The following is a 12,321-nucleotide window of genomic DNA, read 5'->3' as shown; positions in this document are numbered from 1 at the left end:
AGAAACCGACACCTTCGACCATGACCTCTTGGTTCACCCGAAAGCGGGCGCTGCGAATATTTGACCTTAGACTAGCAAAAAATATTTTCGCGCGCAAAATTTCTGAAAATAGACGTGCCCCTACTCATCAGGACGCACCCGGGCGGCAGATTTGTCGGCGAAGGCGGCAAGGCGGGCGCGGGCGTCGGGCTGGGTGTTGACGACACCTGCCACCACGGCCTCGGCATAGGCCGCATCGAGCGCGGACATGTTGGTCATGTGGCTGACCGCCGAGCAGATGGCGAAGTTGGAGAGGGGTAGGTTCTCGGCTGCCCGTCGCGCCAGACGCAGCGCCATATCGTAGCTATCGCCCTCGGCCAGGTATTGCGCGAAGCCGAGATCGACGGCTTCCGCCGCCTTATAGACGCGCCCCGTCAGCATCATGTCGATCATCCGGGACTTGCCCACCAGATCACTGACGCGGATCGTGGCGCCACCGCCTGTGAAGAGGCCCCGCTGCCCCTCCGGCAGGGCGACATAGGCGCTGTCGTCCATCACGCGGATATGCGCCGCGCTCGCCAGTTCCAGCCCGCCCCCCACGACCGCGCCCTTCAGCGCGGCGATGATCGGGACGCCGCCATATTCCATCTTGTTGAACGCCTCATGCCAGCGCAGGCACACATGCATGAAATCGGCCGGGCTTCGGTCGGCATCGTGATGCTCGATCAGGTCGAGCCCGGCGCAGAAGTGATCCCCTGCTCCGGCCAGCACGACGGCGCGGACGCCTGCGCGGGGCGCGGCCGAAAAGAAGGTGATCAGTTCCTCGATGGTCGCGATATCCAGAGCATTGCGCTTCGCGGGCCGGTTGAGCGTGACGATCCAGACGCCGTCCTCGCCCGCCTGAATGTCGAGATTGCGAAAGGCTGTCGGGTCGAGTTTCGCCGTCATTTCGGTTTTTCCATCTGGTTGAGCGGGGATGAGTCTGGCGATGCGGCGCGCGCCGCCTTCCGCGCGGCGCGCTCAGTCATCACGAGATGCGCGAGATCGCTGGTATAGTTCTGCAGCCGGTCGAGGCCTGCGTCGATTCCGTCGCCGTCCCGCGCTTCGGCAGCGGACAGGATCGCCTCGTGACAGTCGATGATCCGCGAGCGGGACCGCGCGCTGTAGGTGATCATGTTCATCAGGGGCTGCATGGCCTCGATCGCCCCGGCGAGGTGATAGGACAGGATCGGGTTCTCCGCCCCGTCGGTCAGCGCCAGGTGAAATGCGACGTCCGAGGCGCAGAAGGCTTCATCGCTCAGCCCCGGCGAGCGCTGCCGCGCGATTTCGCTCCGCATGACGCCGAGATGGCTGTCCTGCCGACGCGCAGCCACCATGGGCGCGCAGGCCCGCTCCAAAGCGAAACGCGCCTCGCAGGCTGTGTCGAAGTCCACTTCGTTCATGGTCAGAAGCAGTGTCGAGGTGGTGACAAGCTGCGCCCGCGCCTCGCCATAGGACATGCGGTTGACGAAGGCGCCGCCAAAGGCGCCCCGCTCGGTCCGGATCAGCGACTGTGCGGCAAGCCGCTTCAGCGCCTCGCGGATCGTCGGGCGCGACACGTCGAACTGCTCGGCAAGTTCGGCTTCGGACGGCAGCCGCGCGTCGACGATCAGGGCACCCGAGACGATGAGGTCGCGAAGCTCCGAGGCGATCTGCGCGGACAGGTCCGCCGGGGTGTCAGGGGCAGTTTTCATTTGTCAGACATTTAAAAGTCTGACATTTAAAAATGCAACAGAAGCGTGGGAGGAGCGTTCGGTCGCAGCGCAGATCGGGTTCGGGCCGGTTCGGGAATAAAGGCCGGACTGTCGCCGCCACCTCCAACGCCGCCGACCGACCACCGCCCTCTTGGTTCGGGAGGGACGGAATGCCCAGCCAGTTCGACACGAGTGGGCCATCTGCGGCCAACCATGTCCCCTTGTCGCCGGTCTCCTTTCTAAACCGGGCCGCCGCCGTTCACGGACCGCGCCCCGCCGTCGTCTATGGCGCCATCCGACGCAACTGGCGGGATTTCGAAGAGCGGGTGCGCCGCGTGGCCGGAGGCCTAAGGGCGCGGGGCGTCGGCAAAGGCGATATCGTCTCGGTGATCTGCCCGAACATCCCGCAGCTTTACGAGCTGCATTACGCCGTCCCGATGATCGGCGCGGTTCTGAACACGATCAACACGCGGCTTGAACCGGACACTGTGGCCTACATACTCGATCACGCCGAAAGCCGGATGATCATTGCCGACAGCGCCTATCTCGGGCTGGTGCAGGATGCGCTCTCCCGCCGTGACGGGTCGGGTGCCGAGCTTGTCACCATCGTCGATGCCGAGGGTCAGGATGCCGGTCACACCGCCGCGCTGGAATACGAGACGCTGGCTGCGTCAGCACTCTTCGACGGAACCGGACTGCCCGAGGACGAATGGCAGCCGCTGGCGCTGAACTATACGTCCGGTACGTCCGGGCGTCCCAAGGGCGTGGTCTATCACCACCGGGGCGCGGCGCTGATGGCAATGGGCACGGTCAACGCTTGGGCGGTGCCGCATTTCATTTCGTACCTGTCGATTGTGCCGATGTTTCACTGCAACGGCTGGTGCCATCCCTGGATGCTGCCGCTTGTCGGCGGAAAAATGGTGTTCACCCGCGATCCCGTCCCGGCCCGCCTCTTCGAGGCTATCGAGACCGAGAAAGTGACCCATTTCGGGGCCGCACCCATCGTCCTGCAGATGCTGGCGGAAAGCTCAGACGCGCCCGCCGCGCCGTTCTCGCCCCGCATCCGGGTGATGACCGCGGGTGCGCCCCCTCCGCCCGCCATTCTGGAGAAGACCGGGGCGATGGGCCTTGATGTGATGCAGGTCTATGGGCTGACCGAAACCTACGGCCATATCCTGCAATGCCTCTGGCAAGATGAGTGGGACGCGCTCAGCCCCGCTGAACAGGCAGAGCTGCAGGCGCATCAGGGTATCGCATTCCCGATGGTCGAAGAGGTGGCCGTCATCGACCGCGCGACGGGCGCGCGTGTTCCGAAGGACGGCCAGACACAGGGCGAAATCGCCATCCGTTCGAACACCGTCATGCGCGAGTATTACAAGGACCCCGCCGCCACGGCCGAGGCCTTTGCCGATGGCTGGTTCTGGTCGGGCGACGCCGCCGTGGTCCACGAGAACGGCTATATCCAGATCCGAGACCGCCTGAAGGACGTGATCATTTCGGGTGGCGAGAACATCTCATCGGTCGAGGTCGAGGCGGTACTCTATCGTCACCCGGACGTGCAGGCCGCCGCCGTCGTCGCCAAGCCGGACGCAAAATGGGGAGAAGTCCCGTGCGCCTTCGTCGAGCCGCGCCCGGGTGCCGCACCCGACGCCGACGCCATCATCGCCTTTTGCCGCGCGCGGCTTGCCGGTTTCAAAACGCCAAAGTCTGTCGTTTTCGGAACGCTGCCCAAAACCGCGACCGGTAAGATCAGAAAATTCGAATTGCGTCAGCAGGCCCGCGAAGAAGGATAACCCGCCATGGCCATCATCTCTCCCTCGCGCCGGCTGCGCCGGACGCCCTTTTCCGATGCGGTCGAAGCGGCGGGCGTCGGCGGGTACACCGTCTACAACCACATGCTTTTGCCGACCTTTTTCGAAAGTCCCGAGGCGGATTACCACCATCTGAAGCGCCATGTTCAGGTTTGGGACGTGGCCTGCGAGCGGCAGGTGGAACTGCGGGGGCCGGATGCGGCGCGGCTGATGCAGACGCTGACGCCCCGCGACCTGCGGGGAATGCTGCCAGGGCAGTGCTTTTATGTGCCCGTGGTGGATGAAACGGGCGGCATGCTGAACGACCCCGTCGCGGTGAAGGTGGCCGAGGACCGCTTCTGGATTTCCATCGCGGATTCCGACCTTCTGCTCTGGGTGAAGGGCATCGCGCTGGCCTACCGGATGGAGGTGCTGGTGGATGAGCCGGACATCAGCCCGCTTGCCGTGCAGGGACCGAAATCCGACGATCTGATGGCGCGAGTTTTCGGCGAGGACGTCCGCAACCTGCGCTTCTTCCGATACAGCGTTTTCGATTTCGAAGGCACCGATATCATCATCGCGCGGTCCGGCTATTCCAAGCAGGGCGGCTTCGAGATCTACGTGCCCGGCTTCGATCTTGGCCGTCCGATCTGGGACGCCCTTTTCAAGGCGGGAGAGGATTTGAACGTGCGCGCCGGATGCCCCTCTGCCGCCGAGCGGATCGAGGGCGGGCTGTTGAGCTATGGCAACGACATGACACGGGACAACACGCCCCACGAATGCGGGCTGGGGCGCTTCTGCAATACCGAGACGGCCATCGGCTGTATCGGGCGCGACGCGCTTCTGCGCGTGGCCAAGGACGGGCCGATCCGGCAGATCAGGGCCATCGAGATCAAAGAGCGCGTGCCCGCCTGCGACCGGGCCTGGCCGATCATGGCAAAGGGCAAACAGATCGGTCAGGTCACGTCAGCGGCGTGGTCGCCCGATTTCGACTGCACCGTCGCCATCGGCATGGTCCTGATGACCCACTGGGACCCCGGCACGGTGCTTCATATCGAGACACCCGAAGGCCCATTCGAGGGCACCGTGCGCGAGGCGTTCTGGGCCTGATCTGGCCCAGATGGTCAGCAGTCCGCGATACCGTCCGCGATGGCAAGAAGCATCGCGGGGTAAAGCTCCGGTCCCGGCTCGAACGCGCTGCCGATCGGGTCCAGCACCGCGATGGACGCGTCGCCCGCCACCGAGCGGAGCGCGGCGTCTGCGAATTGGGGTTCCGCGAAGACGCATGTGATCGCACCGCTTTCGATCCCGTCCCGGAACGCCGCCGCGCGCGCCGCAGAGGGCTGTGCCCCGTCCGTCTCGGACAGCGCCTGCCCTGCCTGAAGTCCGAACGACGTCTCGAAATACTGGAAGGCGTCGTGGTAGACGGCATAGCCCCGCGAAGCACTGTCGCCCAGACGGCTTGCGATCTCGCCCTTGAGGGCTTCGATCCGGGCCCCGGCTGACGCCGCGTTTTCGCGATAGGTGGCCGCATTTTCGGGATCGATTTCGCTCAGTTCGTCCGTGATGTGGTCAAGCCAGACAAGCGCGTTGGCGGGGGAAAGCCAGGTGTGGGGATCCGTCGACCCGCCATGCGCGTGGCCGTGATCGTCATGGCCGTGGTCGTCATGCATCGCGTCCTTTTCCGCGTGCTCGTCATGGCCGTGGTCATCATGCCCGTCTTCGTCGTGGCCATGATCATCGTGGCCATGTGCGTCCTCGGCGTGGTCGTCATGCGCGTGCTCATCTTTCGCATGCTCGTCATGTCCATGGTCTTCGTCATGGCCATGGTCTTCATGCTCCTCGTCGTGACCATGGTCGCCATGATCCTCGCCCATCGACAGGTCGAGAACCTCGCCGTCCCGTATCGGCAGCAGAATTGTGTCCGGCATGCCCGACAGGGCGAGGCTGTGTGCGTCCGGCCCGATCGAGGCCAGCGAGTCGGCCAGCCACGGCGTCAGATCGGGGCCGACCCAGACGAGGATATCCGCCTGTTGCAACGCCCGCGCATCCGACGGGCGGAAGGCATAACCATGCGGAGAGACCGCTGCCGGGATCAGCAAATCGGGCGTCCCCACCCCGTCCATCACCATGGATACAAGCGAATGTACCGGCGCGATATCGGTCACGACGTTCGGAACATCGGCCACGGCGGCGGCGGGGACAGCGAGGAAGACGGCACTGGCAGCAAGGGGCTTCATAAGGCGGCCTCATGTTATGTTATTACAAAACGGCGCCTTGTTATTCCGTATGGTATAACATATCAATCCCCAAAATGAGCACCGATCTGGAGACCGGATGACCGCGAAGGGATTTCACCGCCACGACCATGCAAGCTGCATCGCAGACGCGATTGAGCAGGCGGAAAGCTATTGCGCGGCGAAGGGGCTGAAGTTCACTGACCAGCGGCGGCGCGTTCTGCGCTACCTTCTGGAAGATCATCGCGCGCTCGGAGCGTATGACATCCTTGACCGCCTTCGTGCCGATGGCCTGAACGCGCAGCCGCCCGTGGCCTATCGGGCGCTCGAATTCCTCGTGACCAACGGCTTCGCGCACCGGATCGAGCGGCTGAACGCCTTCATCGCCTGCGCACATCCCGAGGCGCCTCACGCCCCCGCCTTCCTGATTTGCCGCAAGTGCCACGCCGTGGCCGAGACCGAGACAGACCCCGTAGACGGCCGCCTCGGCGCATTGGCCGAAACCGAGGGCTTTACCATCGAGGCCACCGTGCTCGAAGCCGAGGGCGTCTGCCCCAACTGCGCCGGGACGTCCGGCGCATGAGCTTGATCGACATCCGGGGCCTGTCGGTCCGTTTTGGCAACGAAACGGTGCTTCAGAACGTCTCGTTCCACGTGGACGCCGGCGAGATCGTCACGATCGTAGGTCCGAACGGTTCGGGCAAATCGACGCTACTCAGGGCGATGATCGGGGCGGTGGACACGGGCGGCGCGCAGATCGAACGGTCCAAGGGGCTGCGCATCGGATATGTGCCGCAGAAGCTTCATCTCGACCCCACCATGCCAATCACGGTACGCCGGTTTCTCGACCTGCCCACCCGCACCGATGACGCAACCGCCAACGAAGCTCTCGCCGAAGCGGGCGTGCCCGAGTTGTCGGGTCGGCAGATGTCGGCCCTGTCGGGGGGGCAGTTGCAGCGCGTACTTCTGGCGCGCGCGATCCTGCACCGTCCGCAGCTTCTGCTTCTGGACGAGGCGACGCAGGGATTGGACCAGCCGGGGTCGGCAGCATTCTATCGCCAGATCGAAACCGTGCGGCAGACACTCGGCGCAGGCGTGGTCATGGTCAGCCACGAATTGCATGTGGTGATGGCCGCCTCGGACCGGGTGATCTGCCTCAACGGCCATGTCTGCTGCGAGGGTGCGCCCGAGCATGTGGCCTCGGCGCCGGAATACCGCGCGCTGTTCGGGACCGGCACGCAAGGGGCGCTGGCGCTTTACCGGCACGAGCACGACCATGCGCATGACCATGCCCACGACCACCATCACCACCACCACCACCACCACGGAGAGCACCGGCATTGATCGCGCTTCTCGATGACTTTCTCGTGCGCGCGGCACTGGCGGGTGTCGGCGTGGCGCTGGCCGCCGGGCCGCTTGGCTGTTTCGTCGTCTGGCGGCGCATGGCGTATTTCGGGGATGCGACGGCGCACGCGTCGATCCTTGGCGTGGCACTGGCGCTGGCTTTGTCCACCTCTGTCTTTCTGGGCGCTCTGGCGGTCGCCTTCCTGATGGCGACGGCGGTGTCGGCACTCAGCGGGCGGGGCTTCGCGGTCGATACGCTTCTGGGCGTGATGGCTCATTCCTCGCTGGCCTTCGGGCTGGTGGCAGTGTCGCTTCTGTCCGGGGTCCGGATCGACCTGATGGCGTATCTCTTCGGAGACATCCTGTCGGTCAGCAAAACCGACCTTGCCGTGATCGCGATCGGGGCGGCGATGGTGCTGTCGCTTCTGGTCTGGCGGTGGGGACCGCTTCTGACCGCGACGCTCAGCCCCGATCTGGCGCGCGCGTCCGGCATCGACCCAAGGCGCGAACAGATGGTCCTGACTATTGCGCTGGCCCTCGTCGTGGCGGTGGCGATCAAGGTCGTGGGCGTCATCCTGATCGCGGCGCTTCTGATCATCCCGGCCGCCACCGCGCGGGGGCTGGTGGCAACGCCCGAGCGCATGGCGGTGCTTGCAGCACTCATCGGCGGGGCGTCGGCCCTTGGCGGGCTGGGTCTGTCCTATCTGGCCGACACGCCGACCGGCCCCACCATCGTCTCGCTTGCCGCTGTCTTCTTCATCCTGAGCACCGTCGCCGCAACGGCAACAGCGCGCCGCTGATGCCCGATGTGTTTCCGCATCGCCTCGACTGCACAACTTCTCGACGCGAGTTAGGTGACGATTAACCATCCTCCTGTTAACCGGTGAGCAACCAAGACTGGACAGGGCTTTCATGGATATTCGCGAAACCAAGCTGCCGGGCGTTTTCGTGCTGAAACCGCAGCGTTTCGGAGACGACCGCGGCTTCTTTTCGGAAAGCTGGAGCCATCGCCGGTTGGCCGACGCAGGCATCGAGGTGGAATTCGTGCAGGACAACCACTCGATGTCGTCCGAGGTGGGAACGCTGCGCGGACTTCACTTTCAGGCCCCGCCCCACGCGCAGGCCAAGCTGGTCCGCTGTGGGCGCGGGCGTCTCTTCGATGTCGCCGTGGATATCCGCAAGGGATCGCCCACATACGGCCAGTGGGTCGGTGAGGAACTGAGCTTCGAAAACGGGCTGCAACTCTATATTCCCGAAGGATTTCTGCACGGCTTTGTCACGCGCGAACCGATGACCGAGATCGTCTACAAATGCACCGACTACTACGCGCCCGAGGCGGACGGCGCGGTGCATTGGGACAGCGCGGGCATCGACTGGGCGCTGGACCGCGCGCCGATCCTTTCGGCCAAGGACGCCTCCGCGCCCCGGCTGGAGGCATTCGACAGTCCGTTCACATGGGAGGCGGCATGAAAATCCTTGTCACGGGCGGCGCGGGCTTCATCGGCTCGGCCGTCGTGCGGCACGCGGTCCGCGCGGGCCACGAGGTCGTCAATCTAGACGCGCTGACCTATGCCGCCAACCTCGCCAACGTGGCGCAGGTGTCGAACGCGCCCGGCTACGCTTTGGAGAAGGCCGATATCCGCGACCGCGCGCGGCTGGACGACATCTTCGCGCGGCACCGGCCCGATGCGGTTCTGCACCTGGCGGCGGAAAGCCACGTGGACCGCTCGATCGACGGGCCTGCCGCCTTTATCGAGACGAACATCAGCGGCACATACACGCTTCTGGAAGCCGCCCGCGCCTATTGGGTGGCCGAAGGTTCGCCCGAGACCTTCCGCTTTCACCATGTTTCGACAGACGAGGTCTTCGGCTCACTCGGCGCGGAAGGCCAGTTCACCGAGACGACACCCTACGACCCCCGCAGCCCCTATTCCGCATCGAAGGCCGCGTCTGACCATCTGGTCCGCGCCTGGGGCGAGACCTATGGGCTCCCTGTCATCCTGACGAATTGCTCGAACAATTACGGGCCTTTCCACTTCCCCGAAAAGCTGATCCCTGTGGTCATCCTGAACGCGCTCCATGGCCGGCCGATTCCGGTCTATGGCGCGGGCGAGAACGTGCGCGACTGGCTTTATGTCGAGGATCACGCAGACGCGCTTCTGACCGTTCTTGAGAACGGGAAAGTGGGGCGGAGCTACAATATCGGCGGCGAGAACGAGGCGCGGAACATCGACCTCGTCCGCACCATCTGCCGCCTTCTGGACGAGCGCCGCCCCGATGGCGCGCCCCATGACCGGCTGATTACCTTCGTCACCGACCGCCCGGGCCACGACCTGCGCTATGCCATCGACCCCACCCGTATCCGCGAGGAACTGGGCTGGCGGCCTTCGGTCACACTGGAGGAAGGCCTCGCGAAGACTGTGGACTGGTATCTGGCGAACGAGGACTGGTGGCGGCCGCTTCTGGATGTCGCGCAGGAACGCCGGGGCACAGGGGCATGAAGATCGCCGTCTTCGGCACTACGGGCCAGGTCGCGACCGAGCTTGCCCGCCGCGCGCCGGAGGGCGTGACCCTGACCGCCATCGGCCGCGACCGTGCCGATTTCAGTGACCCGGCCGCGCCGGTCCGGGCGCTGGACGGTCTGGACGCGGACGCGGTCATCAACGCCGTGGCCTATACCGCCGTCGACAAGGCCGAAAGCGAGGCCGAGCTGGCCCAGACGGTCAACGGCGACGCGGTGGGCGCTCTGGCACGCGCGCTGGCCGAACGGGCAACGCCGTTCCTCCATGTCTCGACCGACTACGTTTTCTCCGGCGCTGGCACCCTCCCCCACAAGCCGGATGACCCCACGGGCCCGCTCGGCGTCTATGGTGCGAGCAAGCTGGCTGGCGAACAGATGATCCGGCAGGCGGGCGGTCCCCATGCGATCCTTCGCACGTCCTGGGTGTTCAGCGCCCATGGAGCGAACTTCGTGAAGACAATGCTTCGCCTCGGGGCCGAGCGGGACCGCCTGACCATCGTTGCCGATCAGGTCGGCGGCCCGACCCCGGCGGCGGCCATTGCGGACGCCCTGTTCACGATGGCCCGCGCCATGGCAGGCGGCGCCAAGGGCGGCACGTTCCACTTTTCCGGTGCGCCGGACACGACTTGGGCCGATTTCGCACGCGCGATCTTCGAGGACGCGGACCTTTCGCCCGAGGTGGCCGACATCCCCACCGCCGACTATCCGACCCCCGCCCGGCGTCCCTTGAATTCGCGGCTCGACTGCGGAACCCTGAAGGAAGCATTCGGGATCGAGCGCCCGGACTGGCGGCAAGGCCTGAGAGATGTTCTGAAGGAGATCACATGACCAACCGCAAGGGCATCATCCTCGCCGGCGGCTCGGGAACGCGGCTTTATCCGCTGACCATCGGGGTCTCGAAGCAGCTTCTGCCGATCTATGACAAGCCGATGATCTACTACCCGCTGTCCGTGCTTATGCTGTCGGGCATTCGCGAAATCGCGGTCATCACGACGCCCGAGGATCAGTCGCAATTCCAGAGGCTCATGGGCGATGGCAGCCAGTGGGGCCTGTCTTTCGAGTGGATCATTCAACCCTCGCCCGATGGGCTTGCACAGGCCTATCTGCTGGCGCGCGACTTTCTCGACGGCGCGCCGAGCGCAATGGTTTTGGGTGACAACATCTTTTTCGGGCACGGCCTTCCCAACCTGCTCGCCCGCGCCGACGCCATCGGCGAAGGCGGCACGGTCTTCGGCTACCGTGTGGCCGACCCCGAGCGCTATGGTGTGCTCGACTATGACGGCGACCGGGTGACGCGGATCATCGAGAAACCCGCTGACCCACCATCGAACTATGCTGTGACCGGGCTCTATTTTCTCGATGGCACCGCGCCCGAGCGTGCTGCGCAAGTCAGCCCCTCGCCTCGTGGCGAGTTGGAGATCGTCGACCTGCTCGCGTCCTATCTCGAAGACGGCAGCCTCACGGTCGAGCGGATGGGGCGCGGCTATGCTTGGCTCGACACCGGGACCCACGGATCGCTTCTGGATGCGGGCAACTTCGTCCGAACGCTGTCGGCACGGCAAGGCCTGCAGACCGGCTCGCCCGAAGAAATCGCCTTCGAGGCAGGCTGGATAAGCCGCGACGACCTGCTCGCAGCAGCCGAGCCGTTGGGCAAGAACGCCTATGGCGCCTATCTGCGCATGATCGCGGGGAAGGACCAGTGACAACAGCCCTTGTCACCGGCGCCGCGGGTTTCGTCGGCTTTCACGCCGCGAAACGGTGGCTGGACGAAGGCTTTCGCGTCGTCGGGCTCGATTCCGTGTCGGATTACTACGATCCCGCGCTTAAGGAGGCGCGGCTCGACATCCTGAACGGGTACGAGGGTTTCAGCCTTGTACGCGACCGGGTCGAAGCGCCTGGCGTTCTCAATGACCTCATGGCCGAGCACGCGCCGCGTCACGTTATCCATCTGGCGGCGCAGGCGGGGGTGCGACACTCGATCGACGCGCCGCGAGACTATATGTCTGCCAATATTCAAGGCACCTTCGAGCTTCTTGAAGCTGCACGCGCCCATCCCGGCGCGCATCTTCTGATCGCGTCCACCTCGTCCGTCTACGGCGCGAATACCAAAATGCCCTATGGCGAAACCGACAAGGCGGACACGCAGATGTCCTTCTACGCGGCGACGAAGAAGGCGACCGAGGCGATGGCCCATTCCTATGCGCATCTTTACGACCTGCCGGTCACCATGTTCCGCTTCTTCACGGTTTACGGCCCCTGGGGGCGCCCTGACATGGCGTATTTCAAGTTCGTGAAGGCGATCCTCGAAGGGCAGCCTATCGAGATCTACAATCACGGTAACATGGCGCGTGACTTCACCTTCATTGACGATCTGATCGAAGCGGTATGGCGCCTGTCGGAAGTGCGCCCCATGCGTCCGGGGTCAGACGACCGGGTCGCCGCGCATGACAGCCTGTCCGCAGTCGCCCCGTTCCGCGTTGTGAACATCGGCAAGGCCGCGCCCGATCGGCTGGGCGATTTCATTGCCGCGATCGAAGAGGCGCTCGGGATGAACGCGGAGAAGGTCTACAAAGAGATGCAACCCGGCGACGTGCCCGCGACCCATAGCGACACGACACTTCTGCGCGACCTTACCGGTTATGCCTGCAAAACCCCTATTTCAGAGGGTATTCCGCGCTTCGTGACGTGGTACCGCGCGCATTACGGGGTCTGACCCC

Annotated in this window: 13 protein-coding genes; 10 read left to right on the top strand and 3 right to left on the bottom strand. The window is 64.8% G+C overall.

The features are described from left to right. Positions 1-120 precede the first annotated feature (120 nt). Together GQ651_RS01105 and GQ651_RS01100 are read right to left on the bottom strand one after the other, a co-directional pair. Positions 121-927 carry a crotonase/enoyl-CoA hydratase family protein gene (locus tag GQ651_RS01105; RefSeq protein WP_160762373.1) on the bottom strand — a complete coding sequence of 269 codons (807 nt, stop codon included), beginning with the start codon at positions 925-927 and terminating at the stop codon, positions 121-123. After that, positions 924-1,712: a FadR/GntR family transcriptional regulator gene (locus GQ651_RS01100; protein ID WP_160762372.1), complete on the bottom strand. Its 789-nt coding sequence runs from the start codon at positions 1,710-1,712 to the stop codon at positions 924-926. The genes GQ651_RS01105 and GQ651_RS01100 overlap by 4 nt, the downstream gene beginning before the upstream one ends. A 170-nt stretch (positions 1,713-1,882) precedes the next feature. On the opposite strand from GQ651_RS01100, the gene GQ651_RS01095 reads away from it, so the two are divergent. Then, positions 1,883-3,505 carry an AMP-binding protein gene (locus GQ651_RS01095; protein WP_160762371.1) on the top strand — a complete coding sequence of 541 codons (1,623 nt, stop codon included), beginning with the start codon at positions 1,883-1,885 and terminating at the stop codon, positions 3,503-3,505. Between the two features lie 6 nt (positions 3,506-3,511). Then, positions 3,512-4,612 (top strand): dimethylsulfoniopropionate demethylase, encoded by a 1,101-nt coding sequence (locus tag GQ651_RS01090; RefSeq protein WP_160762370.1) that lies wholly within the window; start codon positions 3,512-3,514, stop codon positions 4,610-4,612. Positions 4,613-4,626: 14 nt separating this feature from the next. Here GQ651_RS01090 and GQ651_RS01085 read toward each other — a convergent pair whose 3' ends face one another. Continuing rightward, positions 4,627-5,742: a zinc ABC transporter substrate-binding protein gene (locus tag GQ651_RS01085; RefSeq protein WP_160762369.1), complete on the bottom strand. Its 1,116-nt coding sequence runs from the start codon at positions 5,740-5,742 to the stop codon at positions 4,627-4,629. Positions 5,743-5,839: 97 nt separating this feature from the next. On the opposite strand from GQ651_RS01085, the gene GQ651_RS01080 reads away from it, so the two are divergent. From GQ651_RS01080 to GQ651_RS01045, 8 genes are all read left to right on the top strand, one after another. Then, positions 5,840-6,322: a transcriptional repressor gene (locus GQ651_RS01080; protein WP_160762368.1), complete on the top strand. Its 483-nt coding sequence runs from the start codon at positions 5,840-5,842 to the stop codon at positions 6,320-6,322. Continuing rightward, positions 6,319-7,083 (top strand): metal ABC transporter ATP-binding protein, encoded by a 765-nt coding sequence (locus tag GQ651_RS01075; protein ID WP_160762367.1) that lies wholly within the window; start codon positions 6,319-6,321, stop codon positions 7,081-7,083. The genes GQ651_RS01080 and GQ651_RS01075 overlap by 4 nt, the downstream gene beginning before the upstream one ends. Then, the gene (locus tag GQ651_RS01070) at positions 7,083-7,883 is read left to right on the top strand and encodes a metal ABC transporter permease (protein WP_160763906.1); all 801 of its coding nucleotides are present in this window, start codon (positions 7,083-7,085) and stop codon (positions 7,881-7,883) included. Before GQ651_RS01075 ends, GQ651_RS01070 begins: the two co-directional genes overlap by 1 nt. A gap of 112 nt (positions 7,884-7,995) precedes the next feature. Then, on the top strand, positions 7,996-8,553 hold the full coding sequence (gene rfbC / locus GQ651_RS01065; protein ID WP_160762366.1) for a dTDP-4-dehydrorhamnose 3,5-epimerase: 558 nt from the start codon (positions 7,996-7,998) through the stop codon (positions 8,551-8,553). Further along, positions 8,550-9,584, top strand: coding sequence for a dTDP-glucose 4,6-dehydratase (gene rfbB / locus GQ651_RS01060; RefSeq protein WP_160762365.1), 1,035 nt, complete (start codon positions 8,550-8,552; stop codon positions 9,582-9,584). Before rfbC ends, rfbB begins: the two co-directional genes overlap by 4 nt. Beyond that, on the top strand, positions 9,581-10,432 hold the full coding sequence (rfbD, locus tag GQ651_RS01055; RefSeq protein WP_160762364.1) for a dTDP-4-dehydrorhamnose reductase: 852 nt from the start codon (positions 9,581-9,583) through the stop codon (positions 10,430-10,432). The genes rfbB and rfbD overlap by 4 nt, the downstream gene beginning before the upstream one ends. Then, a complete protein-coding gene (gene rfbA / locus GQ651_RS01050) occupies positions 10,429-11,307 on the top strand; it encodes a glucose-1-phosphate thymidylyltransferase RfbA (protein WP_160762363.1) in 879 nt (292 codons plus the stop codon). Before rfbD ends, rfbA begins: the two co-directional genes overlap by 4 nt. Then, positions 11,304-12,317, top strand: a complete 1,014-nt coding sequence (locus tag GQ651_RS01045; protein ID WP_160762362.1) for an SDR family NAD(P)-dependent oxidoreductase — start codon at positions 11,304-11,306, stop codon at positions 12,315-12,317. Before rfbA ends, GQ651_RS01045 begins: the two co-directional genes overlap by 4 nt. Positions 12,318-12,321: the final 4 nt, after the last annotated feature.

The sequence above is a fragment of the Kangsaoukella pontilimi genome (assembly GCF_009830125.1).
GTDB lineage: Bacteria > Pseudomonadota > Alphaproteobacteria > Rhodobacterales > Rhodobacteraceae > Kangsaoukella > Kangsaoukella pontilimi.
The sequence above is the reverse complement of the archived record's forward strand: the minus strand, read 5'-3'. Positions and strand labels throughout refer to the sequence as shown.

What these genes read in the sequence shown, in the direction of transcription:
- GQ651_RS01100 (WP_160762372.1), bottom strand. Translation starts at nt 1,712, where the DNA reads ATGAAAACTGCCCCTGACACCCCGGCGGACCTGTCCGCGCAGATCGCC.
- rfbD (WP_160762364.1), top strand. Translation starts at nt 9,581, where the DNA reads ATGAAGATCGCCGTCTTCGGCACTACGGGCCAGGTCGCGACCGAGCTT.
- GQ651_RS01105 (WP_160762373.1), bottom strand. Translation starts at nt 927, where the DNA reads ATGACGGCGAAACTCGACCCGACAGCCTTTCGCAATCTCGACATTCAG.
- GQ651_RS01080 (WP_160762368.1), top strand. Translation starts at nt 5,840, where the DNA reads ATGACCGCGAAGGGATTTCACCGCCACGACCATGCAAGCTGCATCGCA.
- rfbC (WP_160762366.1), top strand. Translation starts at nt 7,996, where the DNA reads ATGGATATTCGCGAAACCAAGCTGCCGGGCGTTTTCGTGCTGAAACCG.
- GQ651_RS01085 (WP_160762369.1), bottom strand. Translation starts at nt 5,742, where the DNA reads ATGAAGCCCCTTGCTGCCAGTGCCGTCTTCCTCGCTGTCCCCGCCGCC.
- rfbA (WP_160762363.1), top strand. Translation starts at nt 10,429, where the DNA reads ATGACCAACCGCAAGGGCATCATCCTCGCCGGCGGCTCGGGAACGCGG.
- GQ651_RS01075 (WP_160762367.1), top strand. Translation starts at nt 6,319, where the DNA reads ATGAGCTTGATCGACATCCGGGGCCTGTCGGTCCGTTTTGGCAACGAA.
- GQ651_RS01095 (WP_160762371.1), top strand. Translation starts at nt 1,883, where the DNA reads ATGCCCAGCCAGTTCGACACGAGTGGGCCATCTGCGGCCAACCATGTC.
- GQ651_RS01090 (WP_160762370.1), top strand. Translation starts at nt 3,512, where the DNA reads ATGGCCATCATCTCTCCCTCGCGCCGGCTGCGCCGGACGCCCTTTTCC.
- rfbB (WP_160762365.1), top strand. Translation starts at nt 8,550, where the DNA reads ATGAAAATCCTTGTCACGGGCGGCGCGGGCTTCATCGGCTCGGCCGTC.